Annotated in this window: 24 protein-coding genes; 10 read left to right on the top strand and 14 right to left on the bottom strand. The window is 70.7% G+C overall.

Going from position 1 to position 18,932, the window contains the following annotated elements; all coding sequences use genetic code 11:
• Window positions 1–2 precede the first annotated feature (2 nt).
• The 5 genes from ACG04Q_RS13945 to ACG04Q_RS13925 all read right to left on the bottom strand — a co-directional run bounded on the left by ACG04Q_RS13945 (window position 3) and on the right by ACG04Q_RS13925 (window position 4,537).
• The gene (locus ACG04Q_RS13945; protein WP_394511541.1) at window positions 3–836 is read right to left on the bottom strand and encodes an EI24 domain-containing protein; all 834 of its coding nucleotides are present in this window, start codon (window positions 834–836) and stop codon (window positions 3–5) included.
• 48 nt (window positions 837–884) lie between these two features.
• Window positions 885–1,844: a sterol desaturase family protein gene (locus ACG04Q_RS13940; protein WP_394511737.1), complete on the bottom strand. Its 960-nt coding sequence runs from the start codon at window positions 1,842–1,844 to the stop codon at window positions 885–887.
• On the bottom strand, window positions 1,844–2,620 hold the full coding sequence (locus tag ACG04Q_RS13935) for a polysaccharide deacetylase family protein (protein ID WP_394511540.1): 777 nt from the start codon (window positions 2,618–2,620) through the stop codon (window positions 1,844–1,846). Before ACG04Q_RS13935 ends, ACG04Q_RS13940 begins: the two co-directional genes overlap by 1 nt.
• A complete protein-coding gene (locus ACG04Q_RS13930; protein WP_394511539.1) occupies window positions 2,617–3,603 on the bottom strand; it encodes a YncE family protein in 987 nt (328 codons plus the stop codon). The genes ACG04Q_RS13935 and ACG04Q_RS13930 overlap by 4 nt, the downstream gene beginning before the upstream one ends.
• A 112-nt stretch (window positions 3,604–3,715) precedes the next feature.
• A complete protein-coding gene (locus ACG04Q_RS13925) occupies window positions 3,716–4,537 on the bottom strand; it encodes a TIGR00266 family protein (RefSeq protein ID WP_394511538.1) in 822 nt (273 codons plus the stop codon).
• A gap of 104 nt (window positions 4,538–4,641) precedes the next feature.
• Between ACG04Q_RS13925 and ACG04Q_RS13920 the strand changes: the two genes are divergently transcribed.
• The 6 genes from ACG04Q_RS13920 to ACG04Q_RS13895 all read left to right on the top strand — a co-directional run bounded on the left by ACG04Q_RS13920 (window position 4,642) and on the right by ACG04Q_RS13895 (window position 7,777).
• Entirely contained in the window at window positions 4,642–5,223 is a 582-nt protein-coding gene (locus ACG04Q_RS13920; protein WP_394511537.1) for a GbsR/MarR family transcriptional regulator, read from the top strand.
• A gap of 71 nt (window positions 5,224–5,294) precedes the next feature.
• Entirely contained in the window at window positions 5,295–5,717 is a 423-nt protein-coding gene (locus ACG04Q_RS13915) for a thiol-disulfide oxidoreductase DCC family protein (RefSeq protein ID WP_394511536.1), read from the top strand.
• A gap of 19 nt (window positions 5,718–5,736) precedes the next feature.
• Window positions 5,737–6,126 carry a hypothetical protein gene (locus ACG04Q_RS13910; protein WP_394511535.1) on the top strand — a complete coding sequence of 130 codons (390 nt, stop codon included), beginning with the start codon at window positions 5,737–5,739 and terminating at the stop codon, window positions 6,124–6,126.
• Between the two features lie 3 nt (window positions 6,127–6,129).
• Entirely contained in the window at window positions 6,130–6,948 is an 819-nt protein-coding gene (locus ACG04Q_RS13905; RefSeq protein ID WP_394511534.1) for an NAD-dependent epimerase/dehydratase family protein, read from the top strand.
• Window positions 6,945–7,310 carry a DoxX-like family protein gene (locus ACG04Q_RS13900; protein WP_394511533.1) on the top strand — a complete coding sequence of 122 codons (366 nt, stop codon included), beginning with the start codon at window positions 6,945–6,947 and terminating at the stop codon, window positions 7,308–7,310. The genes ACG04Q_RS13905 and ACG04Q_RS13900 overlap by 4 nt, the downstream gene beginning before the upstream one ends.
• Complete coding sequence (locus ACG04Q_RS13895) at window positions 7,307–7,777, top strand: DUF2269 family protein (RefSeq protein ID WP_394511532.1); 471 nt, start codon at window positions 7,307–7,309, stop codon at window positions 7,775–7,777. Before ACG04Q_RS13900 ends, ACG04Q_RS13895 begins: the two co-directional genes overlap by 4 nt.
• Here ACG04Q_RS13895 and ACG04Q_RS13890 read toward each other — a convergent pair.
• Genes ACG04Q_RS13890 through ACG04Q_RS13880 form a run of 3 tightly spaced genes read right to left on the bottom strand, consistent with a single transcriptional unit; the run spans window position 7,774 to window position 10,760 of the window.
• Window positions 7,774–8,118: a translation initiation factor Sui1 gene (locus tag ACG04Q_RS13890; RefSeq protein ID WP_394511531.1), complete on the bottom strand. Its 345-nt coding sequence runs from the start codon at window positions 8,116–8,118 to the stop codon at window positions 7,774–7,776. The genes ACG04Q_RS13895 and ACG04Q_RS13890 overlap by 4 nt on opposite strands.
• Window positions 8,115–10,328, bottom strand: a complete 2,214-nt coding sequence (locus ACG04Q_RS13885; RefSeq protein WP_394511530.1) for a S9 family peptidase — start codon at window positions 10,326–10,328, stop codon at window positions 8,115–8,117. The genes ACG04Q_RS13890 and ACG04Q_RS13885 overlap by 4 nt, the downstream gene beginning before the upstream one ends.
• 24 nt (window positions 10,329–10,352) lie before the next feature.
• Complete coding sequence (locus tag ACG04Q_RS13880; protein ID WP_394511529.1) at window positions 10,353–10,760, bottom strand: rhodanese-like domain-containing protein; 408 nt, start codon at window positions 10,758–10,760, stop codon at window positions 10,353–10,355.
• A gap of 64 nt (window positions 10,761–10,824) precedes the next feature.
• Between ACG04Q_RS13880 and ftrA the strand changes: the two genes are divergently transcribed.
• Window positions 10,825–11,814, top strand: coding sequence for a transcriptional regulator FtrA (ftrA, locus tag ACG04Q_RS13875; protein ID WP_394511528.1), 990 nt, complete (start codon window positions 10,825–10,827; stop codon window positions 11,812–11,814).
• A 207-nt stretch (window positions 11,815–12,021) separates the two neighbouring features.
• Here the strand turns inward: ftrA and ACG04Q_RS13870 are convergent, their stop codons facing one another.
• Together ACG04Q_RS13870 and ACG04Q_RS13865 are read right to left on the bottom strand one after the other, a co-directional pair.
• A complete protein-coding gene (locus tag ACG04Q_RS13870; protein ID WP_394511736.1) occupies window positions 12,022–12,942 on the bottom strand; it encodes a tRNA dihydrouridine synthase in 921 nt (306 codons plus the stop codon).
• 14 nt (window positions 12,943–12,956) lie between these two features.
• The gene (locus ACG04Q_RS13865) at window positions 12,957–13,472 is read right to left on the bottom strand and encodes a M48 metallopeptidase family protein (protein ID WP_394511527.1); all 516 of its coding nucleotides are present in this window, start codon (window positions 13,470–13,472) and stop codon (window positions 12,957–12,959) included.
• Between ACG04Q_RS13865 and ACG04Q_RS13860 the strand changes: the two genes are divergently transcribed.
• On the top strand, window positions 13,466–13,747 hold the full coding sequence (locus tag ACG04Q_RS13860; protein WP_394511526.1) for a 2Fe-2S iron-sulfur cluster-binding protein: 282 nt from the start codon (window positions 13,466–13,468) through the stop codon (window positions 13,745–13,747). The two genes, ACG04Q_RS13865 and ACG04Q_RS13860, sit on opposite strands and share 7 nt — an antisense overlap.
• On the opposite strand, the gene ACG04Q_RS13855 is transcribed toward ACG04Q_RS13860, so the two are convergent.
• On the bottom strand, window positions 13,731–15,386 hold the full coding sequence (locus tag ACG04Q_RS13855) for a serine hydrolase domain-containing protein (RefSeq protein ID WP_394511525.1): 1,656 nt from the start codon (window positions 15,384–15,386) through the stop codon (window positions 13,731–13,733). The genes ACG04Q_RS13860 and ACG04Q_RS13855 overlap by 17 nt on opposite strands.
• A 375-nt stretch (window positions 15,387–15,761) precedes the next feature.
• Between ACG04Q_RS13855 and ACG04Q_RS13850 the strand changes: the two genes are divergently transcribed.
• Together ACG04Q_RS13850 and ACG04Q_RS13845 are read left to right on the top strand one after the other, a co-directional pair.
• On the top strand, window positions 15,762–16,352 hold the full coding sequence (locus ACG04Q_RS13850; RefSeq protein ID WP_394511524.1) for a 1-acyl-sn-glycerol-3-phosphate acyltransferase: 591 nt from the start codon (window positions 15,762–15,764) through the stop codon (window positions 16,350–16,352).
• Window positions 16,353–16,518: 166 nt separating this feature from the next.
• Complete coding sequence (locus ACG04Q_RS13845; protein ID WP_394511523.1) at window positions 16,519–16,767, top strand: VF530 family protein; 249 nt, start codon at window positions 16,519–16,521, stop codon at window positions 16,765–16,767.
• 155 nt (window positions 16,768–16,922) lie between these two features.
• Here ACG04Q_RS13845 and minE read toward each other — a convergent pair whose 3' ends face one another.
• Genes minE through minC form a run of 3 tightly spaced genes read right to left on the bottom strand, consistent with a single transcriptional unit; the run spans window position 16,923 to window position 18,890 of the window.
• Window positions 16,923–17,180: a cell division topological specificity factor MinE gene (gene minE / locus ACG04Q_RS13840; RefSeq protein ID WP_394511522.1), complete on the bottom strand. Its 258-nt coding sequence runs from the start codon at window positions 17,178–17,180 to the stop codon at window positions 16,923–16,925.
• Window positions 17,181–17,191: 11 nt separating this feature from the next.
• Window positions 17,192–18,010 (bottom strand): septum site-determining protein MinD, encoded by an 819-nt coding sequence (gene minD, locus ACG04Q_RS13835; protein WP_394511521.1) that lies wholly within the window; start codon window positions 18,008–18,010, stop codon window positions 17,192–17,194.
• 40 nt (window positions 18,011–18,050) lie between these two features.
• A complete protein-coding gene (gene minC / locus ACG04Q_RS13830; RefSeq protein ID WP_394511520.1) occupies window positions 18,051–18,890 on the bottom strand; it encodes a septum site-determining protein MinC in 840 nt (279 codons plus the stop codon).
• Window positions 18,891–18,932 lie beyond the last annotated feature (42 nt).

Raw genomic sequence — 18,932 nt, 5'->3', positions numbered from 1 at the left:
CTTCAGGCTCCCGGGAGAACTTCGGAGATGACGACCGGCTCACCGGCCCGCTGCGCCTGCAGCGCCGCCAGCGCGTAGTGCGTGAACCAGGCCGTGGAGAACGCGAACACCAGCGTGTAGAGCCAGATCGCCAGCAGCACGGTGAAGGGCGCAAAGATGATGCCGGCCACGCCGGAGACGGCCCAGACCAGCGACGGCACGGCGCCCAGGTAGCCGCAGACGACGCCCATGGCCAGCATGGGCACGCGGTGGGCCTTCAGCAGCGCCCGGCGCTCATCGGCCGAGGCGTGCTCGGCCAGCACGTCGAAGCCGAACACGCGGTAGGTCAGCCAGCCCCAGATCAGCGGCGGCAGCACCATGACCAGCGGCGGCACCAGCCACAACGGCATGGACAGCACGATGAGCACCAGCGCCAGCAGCGTGGCGCCCAGCGATGCGGCCACGCTCTGCGCCAGCGTGCCGCCGCGCTTCTTCTCCAGCAGCGGGAAGCGCCGCTCGGCGACGAGCCGCACGATGGCCGGCGTCATGCACAGCGCCACCAGCAGCAGGCTCAGCAGGATGACGACGGGCAGCACCCCGGCCAGCACGACGATGTTGGCCAGCACGCTGCGGAAGGACTGCAGGCCGAACGAGTCCAGCCAGCGCAGCAGGCTCTCGACGAGCAGCCAGCTCTCCAGCGTGGCCCGCACGCTGGCGATGGCGCCCTCCCAGAAGAAGAACATGAAGCCGAACGCCAGCACGCCCGAAACGAGCAGCGGCAGCAGCGACAGGCCGATGACGCGGGGGTGCAGGCAGTAGGCGGCGGCGCGCCAGAAGGAGTCGATCAAGCTGTTCATCGGGGCCGGAGTATCCCCGGCCGCGGCAGGCCGTGACTCAGGGCACGGTCAGTGCCGCACCAGCCGCACCAGCCCCAGCCACTGCTGGCGCCAGAAGCCGCGGCCGTAGTCGCGGCCGCCCTCCTCGGGCAGTTGGTCGCGCACGCCGGTGGGGTCGAAGCGGTTCGCGAAGCTGGCCGTGCGGAACAGCTGGTCCCACAGCGTCAGCAGGATGCCGAAGTTGTGGCCGCCCAGCGTGCCGCGGCCGTTCGTCTCGTGGCCGATGCCGATGCTGTGGTGCAGCCGGTGGAAACGCGGGCTGACGAGCAGCCGCTCGCCGACGGCACCGAAGCTCAGCCGCACGTTGGCGTGCTGCAGGCTCTCGTGCAGCTGCGTGATGACGGTGATGGCGACGAACTGCCCCGGCTCCACGCCGATGAAGCGGGCCAGCAGCGCGAACGCGGTGCCGAGGATGACGTCGTCCAGCAGATGGTTGCGGTTGTCGCTCCACATCGTCATCTGGCGCTGGCTGTGGTGCAGGCTGTGCAGCGCCCACCACCAGTTCAGGCTGTGCTGCCAGCGGTGCAGCCAATAGCCGGCGAAGTCGAACACGACGAGGTACAGCAGCAGGCTGACCCAGGCGATGTCGGTGACGCCGGGCCAGATGCCGTCCAGCTGCCACGTCGGCAGGCCGGCGAGGCGCAACTGCGCCGCGGTGAGGTCCCACAGCGGCTGGATGGTGAAGAACATCACCAGCCGCACCAGGCCCAACCGGTGGATCAGCGTGTAGAGGACGTCGGTGCGCACGCCCGCGTGGTCAGTCACCGGCTCCACGGGCCAGCGGCGCTCCAGCACGCGAATGCCGCCGAGGATGAAGGCGACCTGCAACAGCCCCAGCAGCAGCCAGCCGGTCGCGTCGAACGCGTCCTCCAGCAGGTTGCCCAGGCCCAGCCCGAACACGATGGGCTGCACGACCGCCTCGTACAGCGCGAGCTGCAGGCTGTCGAAGGTGTTGGAGATCCAGTCGATCACGGCTTCTTGAGAAGGGGGGCGTATCTTGGATGATCGCGCAACGGCGCGAAGCACATGCCGCGCTGCTCCAGGCCCGTCATCAGCGGCTCCAGCACGGCGGGTGCCCAGGGGTCCTGCCGCTCCCAGATGCCCAGGTGGGCCACGAGGATGTCGCCGGGCCGGATGTCACGCAGCGCCTTCTCCAGCAGCACCGCGTTCGGGTTGCTCTGGCTGGGCAGCTCGTCGCCCAGGAAGCCCGCGCGGCTCCAGCCCACGTGCGTGAAGCCGCAGGCCTTGGCCGCGTTCAGCAGCGCGGCGGACGTGCGGCCCGCCGGCGACCGGAAGATCGGCGACAGCGGCTTGCCGGTCATCGCCGTGAAGCGCTCGCCGACCTTCTTCAGGCTGGCGCAGTACTGCTCGGCCGTGACCTCGCGGACCACCGGCGGCTGGATGCCCGCCTGCGTGCGCACCTTGAAGCGCGTGACCTTGCCGTCGGCGTCGGGCACGTCTTCCAGGAACACGTCGTGGTCCCAGGTGTGGGAGCCGAAGTCATGGCCCTCGGCCACGCGCTCGCGCCACCACGGCGCCCAGGTCTCGTCCAGCGTCGTGCCGCCGGTCTTCGTGGGCTCGCTGGCGAGGAAGAACGTCGCCTTCGCGTTGTGGCGCTTCAGCGTCTCGGCGATCAGCGGCGCCACGCCCATGTGGCCGGTGTCGAACGTGAGGTAGACCGGCTTGTCGCAGCTCGGCTGCGCCGTGGCTGCGGTGGCCACCAGCGCCAGGAGCAACGCCTTCATAGCCTGGACTTGTGGTCCAGCGTCCAGATGCCGTGCGGCGACTTGCCGACCTTGACCTGGCGCACGACCTTGCGCGTCGTCGTGTCGATCTGCGTGACCTTGCCGGCCCAGCGCGACGTGACCAGCAGCGTCTTGCCGTCGGTCAGCAGCTCCATGTCGTCGGGGCCGGCCGGCGCGGGGAACTGGTCGACGACCGTGAACGTCGCAAGGTCGATCTTGCTGATGGTGTTGCCGGCCCGGTTGGACACCAGCACGTGGCGCTTGTCGCCCCAGGCGCGGAAGGAGTGCGCGCCGTTGCCCGTCTGGATGCGGCGCGCCAGCTTCGGGCTGGCACCGCTGACGTCCCAGACCTCGACGAACTTGTCGCCTGTCAGGCCCACCAGCAGGAACTTGTCGTCCGGCGTCAGGTAGATGTCGGCGGGCATCTTGCCCACCGGCGTCTTCCACTTGACGGCCTGCGTCGCCAGGTCGATGGCCAGCAGCTCGTCGCTGTCCTGCAGGCTGACGTAGAGCGTCGTGCTCTTGGTGTCGATGTTCAGGTGGCTGGGCGTCTTGGGCGCCGGGATGCGCTTGACGAGCTGCAGCGGCTCTGCGGCCACGCTGCCCTGCCAGCGGTACAGGTCCACGCGGTCCAGCCGGTTGGACGCGGTGACGAACCACTTCATGTCCGGCGAGAAGCGCAGGTGATAGGGGTCGGGGATGCCGCGCACCACGCGCTGCACCTCGGCCGTGCGCGGGTCCAGGAAGGTCAGCGAGTCACCCAGCGCGTTGGCGACGATGAGCGACTTCTCGTCGGGCGACAGGTAGAGGTGGTGCGGCTCCTTGCCCGTCGGGATGCGCTTGACGACGGTGAAGCTGACCGGGTCGATGACGGCGATGTCGGCGTCCAGCGAGTTCAGCACGAACAACGGTGGCCGCGCCTGCTGGGCCTGCGCGCCCAGCGCCGTCACCATCGCCAAGGCCATCGCCCAACTGCGCAACATCCCGTACTCCCGTCAAAAAAGCGAAAGGGCGGCCCGGTGCCGCCCTGCGATGCCCAGTTTACCCGGGGGGTCTGTGCGCAGGCCCTGTCCCAGGTCAAGGCGGGCTGCGTGGTCAGTCGTCGTTGTCGCCGCCCAGCAGGCCACCCAGCAGGCCGGCACCGGCAAAACCGCCCAGCACCGAGCCCTCCTCGCGGCCACCGCCGCCCGTCTGCGGCGCCGCCGCGAAGATGCGCGAGGCCAGGCGCGAGAACGGCAGGCTCTGCAGCCACACCTCGCCCGGACCGGTCAGCTTGGCCAGGAACAGGCCTTCGCCACCGAACAGCGCCGTCTTGATCTTGCCGACGTACTGGATCTCGAAGTTGACGCTGGGCGTGTAGGCCACCACACAGCCGGTGTCCACCAGCAGTGTCTGCCCCGGCTGCAGCGTGCGGCGCACGACGGTGCCGCCGGCATGCACGAAGGCCAGGCCGTCGCCTTCGAGCTTCTGCATGATGAAGCCCTCGCCGCCGAAGAAGCCGGTGGACAGCTTCTGCTGGATGGCGATGCCCAGGCTCACGCCGCGCGCGGCACACAGGAAGGCGTCCTTCTGGCAGATCAGCGTGCCGCCCAGCTGGCGCAGGTCCATCGGCAGGATCTTGCCGGGGTAAGGCGCGGCGAACGCCACGCGCTGCTTGCCGTGGCCGTTGTTCGTGTAGACGGTCGTGAACAGCGACTCGCCGGTGATGAGGCGCTTGCCCGCGCCCAGCAGCTTGCCGAAGAAGCCGCCGCCCTGGTTGGCCGAGCCGTCGCCGAACACCGTGTCCATGGCGATGCCGGCGTCCATGAACATCATCGAGCCTGCTTCGCCGATGGCCGCCTCGCCGGGGTCCAGCTCGACCTCGACGAACTGCATCTCGGCGCCCTTGATTTCGAAATCCACCACATCCATGGCCATATCGGCTCTCCCGGCTGAACACACAACGGCGCGCATGATAGCGAGGCAGCAACACCACAAATTTCTCTGTTGACAGAAATTTCAGACGGTGTACGCTGCAAGTCATGGAACTCACCGACATCGCCCGCCGCTTCATCGTCCACTGGGGCGAGATGGGCAGCAACTGGGGCGTCAACCGCAGCGTCGCGCAGATCCACGCGCTGCTGTACGTGCATGGCCAGCCCCTGCACGCCGAAGACCTGGCCGACACGCTGGTGCTGGCCCGCTCCAACGTCAGCAACAGCCTGAAGGAGCTGCTGAACTGGCGGCTGATCCGCGTGACCCACGTGCTGGGCGACCGGCGCGACTACTACGAGACCTCCGGCGACGTGTGGGAGCTGTTCCGCATCATCGTGCGCGAGCGCAAGGAGCGCGAGTTCGACCCCACCGTGGCGCTGCTGAAGGAGCTGTCGGCCGACCCGGCGCTGGAGCGCGAGCCGCCCGCCGTGCAGGACCGGCTGCGCAGCACGCTGTCGCTGATGCAGACGCTGGGCAGCTGGAGCGACGAGATGCTGCGCCTGTCGCCGGCCACGCTGGAGAAGATCCTGCGCCTGGGCGCCCAGGTGCAGCGCTTCGTGCGGCCGGCCGACGCCACCGAACCCACCAACGTCTACCCCGTCACCCCGCCCATGCCGCCGATGGGATGACGACCGCGAGGCGCCGGCAACGGGGCCTCTTTTTTTGCCCACATATTTCTCTTTTGACAGAAATAACAGCCATGACTACAAACCAACATCCCCAAACGGTGTACTACGACGGCGCCTGCCCGCTGTGCCGCAGCGAGATGGGCGTGCTGATGCGCGACAACACGGCCGGCCTGCTGCGCTTCACGGACATCTCGCAGCCCGGCTTCGACGCGGCGGCGCTGGGCCTCACGCAGCAGGCCTTGATGGCCCGACTGCACGTGCAGACCCCTGACGGCGGCTGGCTCATCGGCGTGCCGGCCGTGCAGGCGGCCTACGCGGCCACGGGCCACCACCGCATCGCCGCGGCGCTGGGCCACCCCATCGTCGCCCGCCTCGCGCGCCCGGCCTATGCCTGGCTGGCCGACCACCGCTACCGCCTGCCGCGCTGGCTGCTGCGCGCCGTGCACCTGCACGCCGGCAGTTGCGCGCCCGACGGTGCCTGCCGCACCCACTGATTTACCCAAGGAGAGCGCCATGTCGGAACTGAACTTCGTCCTCACCCTCGCCGTCGCCGTGCTGGGCCCGCTGCTGGCGATCAGCTACCTGAAGCCCATCCTGCTGGTGGTGCTGGACGCGCTGTGCGTAGCTCCGCTGCCCGGCAAGGTCGGCGCGCATTTCTGGATACGCAGCGCCTACGTGCTCGCGCTGGCCGGCACGCTGGTGCTGGCGCTGACCTTCGGCGAGTTCCACGGCAGCGTGATGGACGCCCTGCGCCGCGCGCTGTGGCTGGCGGCGGCCGGCAGCTTCGTCAGCATCGCCATCATCACGCGACGGGTCTGGGGGCCCGTGCGCGAGCGCCAGGCCCGGCCCGCGGCACCCCGGCCGCCGGTCGCGCCCGTGGCCGCTGCCGACCGGTGGGTCTGAGCCATGAAGATCCTCGTCATCGGCGCCGGCGGCTTCATCGGCACCCACGTCTGCCGCGCGCTGGCCGATGCCGGCCATGAGGCGGTACGCGCCTCACTGCGGCCGGTCACCGCCTGGGACCGCGCCGAGGCCTGGCGGCCGCTGCTGGTGGGCGTGGATGGCGTCGTCTACGCCGCCGGCTGCCTGCGCGACCAGGCCGGCGGCGTGACCGGCCTGCTGGACCTGCTGCACCACCGCGCGCCGCTGGCGCTGGCCGACGCCTGCGACGCGACCGGTGTCACCCGCCTCGTGCATGTGTCGGCGCTGTGCGGCGGCGTCAGCGCCTATGCGCGCAGCAAGCATGCCGGCGACGTCGCGCTGGCCGGCCGCGCCTGCATCGTGCGGCCCAGCCTCGTCGTCGGCGTGGGCGGCGTCAGCAGCCGCATGTTGGACCTGCTGGCCCGCCTGCCCTGGCTGCCGCTGCCGGCCGAGGTGGCGCGTTGCCGCGTGCAGCCCATCCGCGTGGAAGACCTGGCGGCCGGCATCGTCGCCGCGCTGGTGGCACCGCAACCGGCCGCGCCGTGGACGGCCGTGGGCCCAGAGGCGGCGACGGTGGCCGACTGGATCGCCCGCCGCCGCGCGGCCCGCGGCCTGGGCCCGGCGCGCAGCCTCACGCTGCCGGGCGCACTGACACGCGCGTCGGCGCGGCTGGGCGACGTGATCGCCGTCGGCCCCTGGTGCAGCACCGCGCTCGAGCTGCTGGCGCACGACAGCACCGAGCCCGCCGCCGCCTCGCCGCTGGGCCGGCCGCTGCAGGACGCGATGCAGGGCGGCTGGGCATGACCCGCGAGCACCTGGCCCGGGCCTCGCTGGTGCTGCTGTGGTGGGGCACCGTCGCGGCCAGCCTGCATGACGGCGGCGCCGCCGGCATCGCGCTGCTGCAGCGGGCCACCGGCATGGGCCCCGAGGCGGCGCTGGCCGTCGTGGGGCTGGGCTGCGCGTGGGACGCCGCCCTCGGCCTGCTGCTCCTGCTGCGGCCCGACGCCCTCACCTACCGCCTCGCGGCCGCCGGCGTCGTCGGCATGACGCTGCTGGCCACGGCCCTCGTGCCCACGCTGTGGCTGGACCCGTTCGGCGCGCTGCTGAAGAACCTGCCGGTGCTGGCGCTGCTGGCCCTGATGACGCCGAAGGAGGACCGCGCATGAACACCTACCTGCTCGTGAAGTGGCTGCACATCGTGTCGAGCGTGCTGCTGGTGGGCACCGGTTTCGGCTCGGCGTTCTACCTGTTCTTCGCCAACCGCAGCGCCAGCCTGGAGGCCCGCGCGGTGGTGGCGCGGCTGGTGGTGCGCGCCGACCTGTGGTTCACGACGCCGGCCGTCGTCGTGCAGCCGGCCACCGGGCTGTGGCTGGCCCACACGGCCGGCTGGCCACTGAGCACGCCGTGGCTGCGGGCCTCGCTGCTGCTGTACGCGCTGGCGGGTGCCTGCTGGCTGCCGGTGCTGTGGCTGCAGCTGAAGATGGCACGCGACGTGGAAGCCGCGCTGGCCGAGCGGCGGCCGCTGTCGGCGCAGTACGCGCGCTGGCAACGCGCCTGGGAAGCGCTGGGCTACCCGGCCTTCGCGGCGATGCTGGCGGTGTTCTTCCTGATGGTGAACAAGCCGGACCTCTAACCACCTGCCCGTTTGACCGTCCAGCCTTCGGGCCGCGCCTGCAGCCAGGCCACCACCTTCTCCAGGTGGTCGCCCTGGATCTCGATGACGCCGTCCTTGGCCGTGCCGCCGCTGCCGCAGGCGGCCTTGAGCTGCTTGGCCAGCGCCGTCAGCGCGGCGTCGTCCAGCGGCAGGCCCAGCACGGCCGTCACACCCTTGCCCTTGCGGCCGGCCGTCTCGCGGCGCACGCGCACGATGCCGTCACCCGCCGGGCGGGCCTTGGCCTTGCAGGCGCACTGCGCCACGGGCTGGCCACAGCCCGGGCAGGCGCGGCCGAAGTCGGTCGAGTAGACGAGGCTCATGTGCCGGGCTTCAGATGCCGCTCGAAGAACGCGTCCATCGTGCGGTACAGGTGCAGCCGCGCCGCGCGGCCGGCGATGCCGTGGGCCTTGCCGGGGTAGATCTGCAGGTCGAAGGTCTTGCCCGCCGTCTGCAGCGACTCCACCAGCCGCAGCGTGTGCTCGAACAGCACGTTGTCGTCGGCCGTGCCATGCACCAGCAGCAGCGGCTTGGTCAGCAGCGCGGCGCGGGACGGCAGGTTGGCGCTGGCATAGGCCTCGGCCTTGCCGCCGTCGGGCATGCCGAGATAACGCTCGGTGTACGCGGTGTCGTACAGCGTCCAGTCGGTCACCGGCGCGACGGCCACGGCGGCGGCGAACGGCGTGTCGGCGTCCAGCATGGCGCGGGCGCCCAGGAAGCCGCCGTAGCTCCAGCCGAAGAAGCCGATGCGCGCCGCGTCGATGTAGGGCACCGTGCCGGGCAGCTGGCGCACGGCGGCGAACAGGTCGGCCACCTCGGTCTTGCCGAAGGCGCGGTGGTGGGCGCGCGTGAAGTCGCGGTCGCGGTGCTGCATGCCGCGCGTGTCCAGCGTCAGCACGCCGTAGCCGCGCTGCTGCCAGTAGGCGATCAGCGCCATGTCGCGGCCCCAGCCCCAGTTCACGGTGGCGGCGCCGGGCCCGCCGTAGGCCAGCACGATGACCGGGTGCTTGCCCTCGCGGCGGTCCTGCGCCTGGAAGAAGAACGCGTTCAGCGGCGTGCTGCCGTCGGCGGCCTTCAGGTCCAGCGCCAGCGGCAGGTTGGTGTACTGGCGCAGCGCCGGGTCCGGCGCGTCGCCGGCCAGCGCGATGGCCGTCTGCTGGCCCAGCGTGCGCAGCTCCAGCCGCGGCGGCTCGCCCCAGGCCGAGCGCGTCACCAGCAGCCGCCTGCAGGCCGCATCGGCCTTGGCATCGCGCCACTGGCGGTTGCCGGCGCCGGCCACCGGCTGCGGCCGGCCGCCGGCCAGCGGCACGGTGTAGAGCTCCTGCGACTTGCCACGGTCTCCGGCCGCGGTGAACACCACGGCCTGATCGCTGGCGCAGACGGCATGGTCCACCGGCTCGGGCATGTCGGTCAGCGGCGTGCGGGCGCCGCTGGCACGGTCCAGCAGCACCAGCTGGCGCCGGCCCGACGCCTCGCTGGACCACAGCAGGCCGCGCGGCGTCTCGGTCAGGTCGTCGTGCACCTCCACCCAGGCCGGGTCGGTCTCGGTGGTGATGTCGCGCGGCGCGGCGCCCGGCTTGAACTCGGTCAGCGTGAGGCGCGTCTGGTCGCGCGTGAACCACTGCAGCCACGGCGTGCCATCGGCAAACCAGCCGGCACGCGAGATGTACTCGGCCTGCGCCGGCAGCGGCAGCGCGCGCTGGCGGCCGGTGGCCGCGTCGATGACGAACACGCTGACCCTGGCATTCGCCTCGCCGGCGGCGGGGTAGCGCTGCTCGGTCATGGCGGTGCGGTCGGCAAAGATCTGCGCGCGCGTCTTCACGGCCACGCCGGACTCGTCCACGCGCAACGCCAGCAGCGACTTGCCGTCCTTGCTCCACCAGTAGCCGCGCTGGCGCGACAGCTCCTCGGCGGCGATGAACTCGGCCAGGCCCCAGGTCAGCGTCTCGCTGCCGTCCTTCGTCAACTGGCGCGGCTTGGCGCCGGCCGCCAGCGGCAGCGTGAACAGGTTGCCGCCCTGCACATAGGCCAGGCTGCGGCCATCGGGCGCGCAGCGCGGCTCCAGCTTGGGCGCGCCCTCGCCCAGCGAGAGCTTTTGCGCCTGCGGGCCGGCGGCGGTGAGGCGCACGACGTAGAGGTCGCCCGACAGCGGGAACAGCAGCGCGCTGTCGTCCTGCCCGCACCACTGGTAGCCGGTGATGCCGCGCTGGGTAATGCGCTTGCGCTCCAGCGCCATCTTCTCGGCCTCGGACAGCTTCTGCTCGGCGCCGCCCAGCAGGTCGGCCGCAGCAACGAGCTTGCGCGGCTCGCCGCCGGCCGCCGGCTGCGCCCACAGCTCCAGCACCTCGCTGTCGGCCTGCGACGGGCGCAGGAAGCTGACCCACTGGCCGCCGGGCGACACCTCCGGCTGGCGCGGCAGGCGGCCGGCCAGCGGCGGGTCGGCGGTGATGCGTTCGAGGCTGAGGGCGGGCGGCTGGGCCAGCGCGGCGCTGGTGGCGCAGGCGGTGGCCAGGAGGGTCATGAGGGTCTTCATGACCCGCATGCTAAGCGGCCGCCCTCAGGCCTCCAGCGGCGCCGTCGCCAGCGCAAAGCCTTCGTCGACCCAGCCGGTGATGCCGCCGGCCATGATCTTCACCGGCCGGCCCAGCCGCGCCAGCCGCAGCGCGCCACGGGCCGCGCCGTTGCAGTGCGGCCCGGCGCAGTAGGTGACGAACAGCGTGTCCACGGGCCAGGCGGCGAGCTTGCTCTCGACGAGCTTGCCGTGCGGCAAATGGATGGCGCCGGGCACGTGGCCGCGGGCATAGAGCTCGGCGGAGCGCACGTCCAGCAGCACGAAGTCGGCGGCGCCCTGGCGGAGGCTGTCGTGCACGTCCCAGCAGTCGGTCTCGAACGTGAACTCGGCGGCGAAATGGGCAGCCGCGTCGGCGGACGGGGCGGCGGGAATGGCGGCGACGGCAGAAGGCATGGCGGGCTCCGTGGAAAGGTGCAGTCATCGTCGGCGCGCCGGCCCGCCACCACAATTGGCGCCAATGACCAACATCGACAAGATCTCGCCAACCACGACCGGCCCGCTGGTCGTCGCGCCCGTCTACGACGGTCTGTGCACCTTCGAGTTCGCCATCGCCGCCGAGATCTTCGGGCTGAGCCGGCCGGAGATGGGACCGGGCTGGTACCGCTTCGCCAGCGCCGCCATCGAGCCCGGGCCGCTGCGCGCACACGGCGGGCTCACCGTGACGAGCGACGGCGGCATCGCCCTGCTGGACCGCGCCGACCTCATCGTCATGGCCGGCTGGAAAGGGGCCGACGTGCCGGTGCCCGATGCGCTGGCGAAGCGGCTGCGCCAGGCCTGGCAGCGCGGCGCGCGGCTGGCATCCATCTGCTCGGGCGCCTTCGTGCTGGCCGCCACCGGCCTGCTGGACGGCCGCCGCGCCGCCACGCACTGGCGTTATGCCGACAAGCTGCGCGCGCGACACCCGGCCATCGCCGTGGACGCCGACGTGCTCTACGTGGAGGAGGACCGCGTGTTCACGTCGGCCGGCAGCGCCGCGGGCATGGACCTGATGCTGCACCTGGTGCGGCAGGACTTCGGCGTGGAGGCGGCCAACAGCGTGGCGCGGCGGCTGGTCATGCCGGCGCACCGCGGCGGCGGGCAGGCGCAGTTCATCGAGCGGCCCGTGCCGCGCGACCGCACGAACCGGCTGGCCGGCCTGATGGACGCCGTGCGCGCCGACCTGCGCGCGCCGTGGACGCTGGCGCAGATGGCCCAGGTCGCGGCGATGAGCCCGCGCACGCTGCTGCGCCGCTTCACCGAGGCCACCGGCCAGTCGCCGGGCGACTGGCTCGTCGCCGAGCGCGTGGCCGAGGCGCGGCGGCTGCTGGAAGCCAGCACGCTGCCGGTGGAACGCGTGGCGGCCGAGGCGGGCTTCGGCAGCGTGCAGGCTTTGCGCCACCACTTCCAGGCCCGCGTGGGGCTGCCGCCGCGCGACTACCGCGCCGCGTTCGGCGCCGCACGGCGATAGGCGAAACGCCGGTGGTGCGAGCACCACCTGCCTCCGGCTCATGGGCGCGCCTGCACGCCAAGGCATTGCGCATGCCGGGCAGCTCGCACCGGACCGGCAACAGCGCGGCAACGTGATCGGCACCGGCCCATTGCGGCGTGAGGACGCCAATGCACGGTGCGCCCCCGTCCGGAAGGCCGTCCATCCAGGCGCACGGCGCCGGGCCCCTCAGGCCTGTCGAGGTCCGAACAGGCGCAGTGCCAGCTCGCTGGCGTCGTTGACGGTGCGCAGCTCGCCGTAGGCCATCTCGGCCTCGGGGTAGCCGCGCTTCAGGTAGTGCAGCCACTGCTTGAGCCGCCCACCCTGGTGGCGCGCGGCGACGGTGGCGCGCACCTGCGCAAAGAAGACCTGCATCAGCGGCAACAGCTCGGCCCACGGCAGCGGCGCGGCGCGCAGGCCGGCCACGCGCAGCGCCAGGCCCGGGTCGGCCACCATGCCGCGGCCCAGCATCAGGTGTTCGCAGCCGCTGCGCTCGCGGGCCAGCCCGGCATGCTCCACGGTCCAGATCTCGCCGTTGGCGATGACGGTGATGGGCACCGCCTCACGCACGGCAGCGATGCGCTCCCAGTAGGCGGGCGGCTTGTAGCCGTCGGCCTTGGTGCGGGCATGCACGACGATCTCGCTGCCACCGGCGGCGTGGATGGCGCGGGCCACGTCCAGCGTGCGGCTGTCGTCCATGTAGCCCAGCCGCATCTTGGCGCTGACCATCACGTCCGCCGGCACCGCGCGGCGCACGGCGGCGACGATGTCGTGGATGAGCTCGGGCTCGTCCAGCAGCACCGCACCGCCGCGGTGGCGGTTCACGCACTTGGCCGGGCAGCCGAAGTTCAGATCGATCCCCTCGGGCTTCAGCTCGGCCAGCCGCGCCGCGTTCTCGGCCAGACAGTGCACATCCGACCCCAGCAGCTGCGGATGCACCGGTACGCCCGCCGCCGTGCGGCCGCCGTTCTTCAGCTCCGGCACGATGCGCGTGAACACGCGGGCGGGCAACAACTGGTCGGTCACGCGGATGAACTCGCTGACGCAGCGGTCCACGCCGCCGACGCGCGTCAGCACGTCGCGCAGGATGTGGTCCAGCAGGCCTTCCATGGGCGCCAGCAAGATCACCTGGATTCCTCCAGGCTCAGCAGGTACAGCCGCAAATCGAATTCCAGCTGGAAGTAGTCCGGCTCCATGTGCTGACAGAGCTTGTAAAAGGCCTTGTTGTGCTCCAGCTCGCGCAGGTGGGCCAGCTCATGCACGACGATCATGCGCAGCAGCGCGGCCGGCGCATCCTTGAACAGCGTGGCGACGCGAATCTCGCGGCGCATCTTGAGCTTGCTGCCCTGCACCTGCGTGCGCCGTGTATGCGTGCCCAAGGCGTGCTGCAGCACGCGCAGCTTGGCGTCATAGCCGACGAAGTTCAGCGGCTCGGCGTTGCGCAGGTGGCGGGTCTTGAGCTCGTTGACGTAGCTGAACAGCGCGCCGTCGCTGCGCACCTCGTGGCGCTCTGGGAAGCGGCGTTCCAGGTAGCCGGCCAGCCGACCTTCGGTGCACAACGCGTCGGCCTGGGCGATCAGTTCGGGCGGGTAACCCGCCAGGTAACGGGCGGCAGGGCTGGCAAGATGGGGCGATGTCATCGGAAACGTTCAAGGTGCGGATAGCGCCGCAAGGCGCCATTTTCGACTGCGCCGCCGACCAGCCGCTGCTGCTCGCCGGCCTCGCCGCCGGCGTCGCCCTGCCCTGGTCGTGCCGCAACGGCACCTGCCGCACCTGCTTGTCGCGGGTCACGCAAGGCCGCGTCGAGCACCGCATCCCCTGGCCCGGCCTGTCCGCCGAAGAGAAGGCCGCCGGTTTCATCCTGCCCTGCGTGGCCGAGCCCCGCAGCGACGTGGCCCTTACTTTCGAGGCATGACCAGCACCTGGCCGCCCTGCGTCAGCGTGACGGACGTGGCAGGCTTGCCCTCCTCGGCGGCGAAGTCCAGCTGGGCTCCCACCTGCGGCACCCGCAGTTGGCGCGGCGTGAGGGCCAGCAGCTCGAACGCCGGCTGCCCGGGCGCCTGGCCCATCAGCCGGCCGCTGTCATCGACGAACACCTTGATCGAGAACTGCGGCGCGCTGTAGTCACCCACCAGCGCCTGGCGCTGCGCAGCGCTGAGCGCGAGGTAGGCAGGCTCGACCGGCAACTCGCCCCGGCGCACCCAGCGCTCACCGGTCGCATCACCGTTGTTGAAGAAGCTCAGTGCAACGACCTGGTCGTCGGCGCCGCGCTCCAGTTGCAGTTCGTTGACGGAATCGGGGAAGGCGAAGCGGTCCCGCCCCAGCGGCACCAGCACCACGACGCGCCCGTCGCCACGCTGGCTCTGCAGCGCGCCATCCTTCACGCGCAGCGTGCGGGTCTGCTTGTCGTCGCGACCGTAGACGCCTTCCGCCACCTTCAGCTGCGCAGCGGGCACCGCCACCGGCTTGGGCTCGGCGAAGGGCTCGCCAATGGCGAATGCCGCCAGCTTGCGGGCCACGGTGTCCATCGCAAAGCCCGGCCCGTCGCTGTTGCGCAGGATGACCACCGTGGTCTGGCTGGCGGGCAGGTAGTTCAGCATCGACGCAAAGCCGTGGATGCCGCCGCCGTGCGCCAGCATCGACTGGTCCCGCAGCGTGCCCGCGCCGATGCCGAAGCCGTAGGCCTGCGCCTTGGCCGGCCCCTCGGGCGTCGTCATGCGTGTGTAGCTGGCCTGGCTGATGAGCTTGCCGCCATGCAGCGCCTGGTTCCAGCGCCACAGGCCCTCGGTGTTGGCGACCAGCGCGCCGGCCGCGTGAGGCTGCGTCATGCTGAGGAAGCCTGCCGGCGCCACCTGCCCCTGGCCGTTCAGCGTGTAGCCCTGCGCCATGCCCTTGAACAGCCGGTCGCCGGCCGGGTAATGCACGCCGGTGATCTTCGCCGGCCTGAGCAGCAACTCGTCGATGGACTCATGCCAGGACTTGCCGGAAATGGCCTCGACGACAGCCCCCAGCAGCACGTAGCCGGAGTTGTTGTAGGCCCACTTCTCTCCCGGCGCGAAATCCACGGGCTGGTCCTTGAACTCCTTGATGAGCTCGGCCGTGTTCAGGTCGCGGCGGATCGGGCCGGCCATGTAGCCGGGGATGCCGGTGTAGCTCTTCACGCCCGACGTGTGGTTGAGCAGCTGCAGCAGCGTGATGCGGTCGCCGTGGGGATAGTCGGGCAGGAACTTGGCCAGCGGATCGTCCAGCTTGGCCTTGCCGTCGTCGATCTGCTTGAGCAGCGCCGCGGCGGCAATCTGCTTGGTGACCGAGCCGATGCGCAGCAGATGGTCCGGCTGCAGCGGCACGCCAAGCTCGATGCTGGCCATGCCGCGTGCGCCCTTGTAGAGCAGCTGGTCGCCACGCGCGACGAGCACGCTGACGCCCGGGCCGTCGGCGGCGATCTTCTGGGCATCCAACAACTGGTTGGCATAGGCCGTCATGGCCGCAGGCGTGGCGGGCTGGCCGGCGTGGGCCGCTCCGATCAACAGCGACAGCAGGACGGCGACGGGCATCGAGAGTGGGCGCATGGCGGCGAAGCAGTGAAGGGATGGGCGCCCAGCATCGCGCTCCCCGCGGACTCGCAGCAAGCCCCGCTGCGACGAACTGCACGCACGGATGCATGGACTGCAACGGCCATCCACAGCGCCTGTGGACAAACCCGTGCACACCCTGCGGGCGGCGGCTGCAAGTGCCTGTGCCGACAGGGAATTTCTTGTGCTGCCTCAGATTGAGGCAGTTCCGTGACAGCGGTCTCGCCGCCGTCCACAGCGCCTGTGGACAAACCCGTGCACACCCTGCGGGCGACGACGCCAAGTGCTTGGCACGGCAGGGGTTTTCTTGCGCTGCCTCAGATTGAGGCAGTTCCGTGACACGGGACAATCGCGGCCATGCACCGCACCATCTTCACAACGCCCGTCGTCAGCACCGTGCTGCGCGGCGTCTCCGTCGCCTGGCTGAAGCTGGCCGGCTGGACCGTCCAGGGCCAACTGCCGCCCGAGGCGCGCAAGAGCGTCTTCATCGCCGCCCCGCACACCAGCAACTGGGACCTGCCCTACACCTTGTTCGCGTCGTTCGCGCTGCGCCTGACGCCTTACTGGATGGGCAAGGCGTCCATCTTCAGGTTCCCGTTCGGCGGGCTGATGCGCTGGCTGGGCGGCATCCCGGTGGACCGCAGCAAGTCCAACAACCTCGTGGCCGCATCGGCCGAGGCGCTGCAGGCCGCGGACGGGCCCGTGCAGCTCATCGTGCCGCCCGAGGGCACACGCAGCAAAACCATCTACTGGAAGACCGGCTTCTACTGGATCGCCGTCACGGCGAAGCTGCCCATCGTGATGGCTCACATGGACTACCCACGCAAGCTCGTGGGCCTGGGGCCCTTGTTCACGCCGACCGGCAACGTGGAAGCCGACATGGCGGCCATCAAGCGCTACTACGCCCAGTTCAAGGGCAAGAACTCCGACCAGTTCACCCATGAGTGATTCGCCCCTCGTCTGATCTCGCCACGCTGAACGCGGGCGAGCCCAGCCGGTCCCCCGAGGGGACGGCGATGCTCGCGGCATTGAGCCGCTCGCACATCGCCAGCGCGGGCCGGCTTGGGAGCGGCCCGGCGCTCGGCCCGAATACCAAAACCACCTACTTCGCACGATGCAGCCCATCCCCACCAACCTGTCCAAAGACCCGCTGCACGGGATGACGCTGGAGGCCATCGTCACCGCGCTGGTCGATCACTTCGGCTGGGCCGAGCTGGGGCAGCGCATCGCGATCAAGTGCTTCCGCATCGATCCCAGCGTGTCGTCCAGCCTCAAGTTCCTGCGCAAGACGCCCTGGGCGCGCGCCAAGGTGGAGAGCCTGTACCTGTTCATGCGGCGCGAGCAGGCCCGCGCTGCACGGTAGACGCGTTCGCCCCCGTGTTTCGGGCCGAGCGCCGGGCCGCTCCCAAGCCGGCCCGTTGGGCGATGTGCGAGCGGCTCAACGCCGTGAGCATCGCCGTCCCCTCGGGGGACCGGCTGGACTTGCCCGCGTTCAGCGCGGCAAGGCCGGACGAGGGGTCAACGAGGTTCCGGAAGCTCGATCTTCACTTCGAGCACTTCCAGGTCGCCCTGGCGCTCCATGTGCACCTTGATGTCGTCCGGGTTGATCGACACGTACTTGCTGATGACGGCCACCAGCTCGCGCTGCAGCTGCGGCAGGTAGTCGGGGCTGGCGCTGCGGCCATTGCGCTCGTGCGCGAGGATCAGCTGCAGCCGCTCCTTCGCGACGCTGGCCGAGCTCTTCTTTTCGCCGAGGAAGAAGTTCAGGAATCCCATGTCAGGCCCCCTTACTTGCCGCCGAAGACGCGCTTGAACCAGCTCTGCTTCACCGCCTCGGTGAAGCGCATGGGCTTGTCTTCACCCAGGAAGCGGGCGACGACGTCCTTGTAGGCCTCGGCCACGTCGGTGCCTTGCAGGTGAATCGCCGGCGTGCCCTGGTTGGACGCCTGCAGCACGCTCTCGCTCTCGGGAATGACACCGATCAGCGGCGTGCGCAGGATCTCGTGGATGTCGTCCAGGCTCAGCATCTGGCCGCCTTCGACGCGGTTGGGGTTGTAGCGCGTGATGAGCAGGTGCTCCTTCACGGGCTCGCCGCCCTCGATGGCACGCTTGGTCTTGCTGCTCAGCATGCCGAGGATGCGGTCGCTGTCGCGCACCGACGAGACCTCGGGGTTGGTCACCACGAGCGCCTCGTCGGCGTAGTGCATGGCCATCAGCGCACCGGTCTCGATGCCGGCCGGCGAGTCGCAGACGATGTAGTCGAACTCCATCGCCTTCAGCTCTTCCAGCACGCGCTCCACGCCGTCCTGCTTCAGCGCGTCCTTGTCACGCGTCTGCGAGGCCGCCAGGATGTAGAGCTTGTCCAGCTGCTTGTCCTTGATCAACGCCTGCGTGAGCTTGATCTCGTCGTTGACCACGTTGATGAGGTCGTACACGACGCGGCGCTCCACGCCCATGATGAGGTCGAGGTTGCGCAGGCCCACGTCGAAGTCGATGACGCAGGTCTTGAAGCCGCGCATCGCGAGGCCCGTGGCGAAGCTCGCGCTGGTGGTGGTCTTGCCGACCCCGCCCTTGCCGGAGGTGACGACGACGATCTTGGTGGTCATCTGGGGCTTTCCTGTTCGTTCAGTTCGGTTCAATCGGGGTTCAGAAGGCCAGCGGCTGCATCAGCAGCTTCTCACCCTCGAGATACACCTGGGCCGGCTTGCCGGCCACATCGGCGGGCAGCGGGTTCTCGGCGGTGCGGTAGATGCCGGCGATGGACAACAGCTCGGCCTCCAGGCTGTGGACGTAGATGCGCGCCGAGGTGTCGCCGCGCGCACCGGCGATGGCCTTGCCGCGCAGCGGCGCGTAGACGTGCACGCTGCCATCGGCAATCACTTCGGCGCCGTGGTTCACGAGGGCCAGCACGACCAGGTCGCCGCCCTTGGCGTAGACGCGCTGGCCGGAGCGCAGCGGCTTGTCGACGATCAGCGTCGGCGCCGGTGCTGCGGGCTTCTCGACGATCTTCTCGACCGTGATCTCGCGAACCACCTCACGCACCACCTCGCGCACTTCCGCCGGCGCAGTGGCGACGGGCTCGTCGGCTGCGTCGGCCAGGCCCAGTTCATGCGCGAGCGCCAGCTCCTCCGGCGTCGCACCGGCGACGGCCACGGGTTGCAGCTGGCTGGCACGCAGCAGCTCGACGATGCCCCGCATGTCCACCGGCGCGGGGCCGTCCAGCGCCAGCGCGGCCTGGCCTTCTCCCGGCTCGACGGCGGCCGAGGCAGCCGGCGCGCGAGGCAGCTGGCCCAGGTCGATGACGACGGGCTCATGCTCGAAGCCGCCCTGGCCGGCACGTTGTGCCCAATCGGCGGCGAGCTCGGCCAGGTCGGCGCTGTGCAGCACCAGGCCCAGCAGACTCAGGCGGCGCGACTTCAACTCGAACGTGCCCACGCGGCCGGCGCTCCTGCTGCGCCCGCTGCCGTCCTTCGCGGTCTCCCTCATCCCGTCCGTCATGCCCCGCTGCCGCCCGTTCAAAAGGCCGGG

The sequence above is a fragment of the Pelomonas lactea genome, from assembly GCF_043555885.1.
Classification (GTDB): Bacteria; Pseudomonadota; Gammaproteobacteria; order Burkholderiales; family Burkholderiaceae_C; genus Pelomonas; species Pelomonas lactea.
Note: the sequence above shows the minus strand (reverse complement) of the source record. Positions and strands in the feature narration are given on the sequence as shown.

Excerpts from the sequence above, each read along its gene's own strand:
- ACG04Q_RS13945 (WP_394511541.1), bottom strand. The coding sequence starts at position 836 with ATGAACAGCTTGATCGACTCCTTCTGGCGCGCCGCCGCCTACTGCCTG.
- ACG04Q_RS13935 (WP_394511540.1), bottom strand. The coding sequence starts at position 2,620 with ATGAAGGCGTTGCTCCTGGCGCTGGTGGCCACCGCAGCCACGGCGCAG.
- ACG04Q_RS13930 (WP_394511539.1), bottom strand. The coding sequence starts at position 3,603 with ATGTTGCGCAGTTGGGCGATGGCCTTGGCGATGGTGACGGCGCTGGGC.
- ACG04Q_RS13925 (WP_394511538.1), bottom strand. The coding sequence starts at position 4,537 with ATGGCCATGGATGTGGTGGATTTCGAAATCAAGGGCGCCGAGATGCAG.
- ACG04Q_RS13920 (WP_394511537.1), top strand. The coding sequence starts at position 4,642 with ATGGAACTCACCGACATCGCCCGCCGCTTCATCGTCCACTGGGGCGAG.
- ACG04Q_RS13915 (WP_394511536.1), top strand. The coding sequence starts at position 5,295 with ATGACTACAAACCAACATCCCCAAACGGTGTACTACGACGGCGCCTGC.
- ACG04Q_RS13910 (WP_394511535.1), top strand. The coding sequence starts at position 5,737 with ATGTCGGAACTGAACTTCGTCCTCACCCTCGCCGTCGCCGTGCTGGGC.
- ACG04Q_RS13905 (WP_394511534.1), top strand. The coding sequence starts at position 6,130 with ATGAAGATCCTCGTCATCGGCGCCGGCGGCTTCATCGGCACCCACGTC.
- ACG04Q_RS13900 (WP_394511533.1), top strand. The coding sequence starts at position 6,945 with ATGACCCGCGAGCACCTGGCCCGGGCCTCGCTGGTGCTGCTGTGGTGG.
- ACG04Q_RS13895 (WP_394511532.1), top strand. The coding sequence starts at position 7,307 with ATGAACACCTACCTGCTCGTGAAGTGGCTGCACATCGTGTCGAGCGTG.
- ACG04Q_RS13890 (WP_394511531.1), bottom strand. The coding sequence starts at position 8,118 with ATGAGCCTCGTCTACTCGACCGACTTCGGCCGCGCCTGCCCGGGCTGT.
- ACG04Q_RS13885 (WP_394511530.1), bottom strand. The coding sequence starts at position 10,328 with ATGAAGACCCTCATGACCCTCCTGGCCACCGCCTGCGCCACCAGCGCC.
- ACG04Q_RS13880 (WP_394511529.1), bottom strand. The coding sequence starts at position 10,760 with ATGCCTTCTGCCGTCGCCGCCATTCCCGCCGCCCCGTCCGCCGACGCG.
- ftrA (WP_394511528.1), top strand. The coding sequence starts at position 10,825 with ATGACCAACATCGACAAGATCTCGCCAACCACGACCGGCCCGCTGGTC.
- ACG04Q_RS13870 (WP_394511736.1), bottom strand. The coding sequence starts at position 12,942 with ATGGAAGGCCTGCTGGACCACATCCTGCGCGACGTGCTGACGCGCGTC.
- ACG04Q_RS13860 (WP_394511526.1), top strand. The coding sequence starts at position 13,466 with ATGTCATCGGAAACGTTCAAGGTGCGGATAGCGCCGCAAGGCGCCATT.
- ACG04Q_RS13865 (WP_394511527.1), bottom strand. The coding sequence starts at position 13,472 with ATGACATCGCCCCATCTTGCCAGCCCTGCCGCCCGTTACCTGGCGGGT.
- ACG04Q_RS13855 (WP_394511525.1), bottom strand. The coding sequence starts at position 15,386 with ATGCCCGTCGCCGTCCTGCTGTCGCTGTTGATCGGAGCGGCCCACGCC.
- ACG04Q_RS13850 (WP_394511524.1), top strand. The coding sequence starts at position 15,762 with ATGCACCGCACCATCTTCACAACGCCCGTCGTCAGCACCGTGCTGCGC.
- ACG04Q_RS13845 (WP_394511523.1), top strand. The coding sequence starts at position 16,519 with ATGCAGCCCATCCCCACCAACCTGTCCAAAGACCCGCTGCACGGGATG.
- minE (WP_394511522.1), bottom strand. The coding sequence starts at position 17,180 with ATGGGATTCCTGAACTTCTTCCTCGGCGAAAAGAAGAGCTCGGCCAGC.
- minD (WP_394511521.1), bottom strand. The coding sequence starts at position 18,010 with ATGACCACCAAGATCGTCGTCGTCACCTCCGGCAAGGGCGGGGTCGGC.
- minC (WP_394511520.1), bottom strand. The coding sequence starts at position 18,890 with ATGAGGGAGACCGCGAAGGACGGCAGCGGGCGCAGCAGGAGCGCCGGC.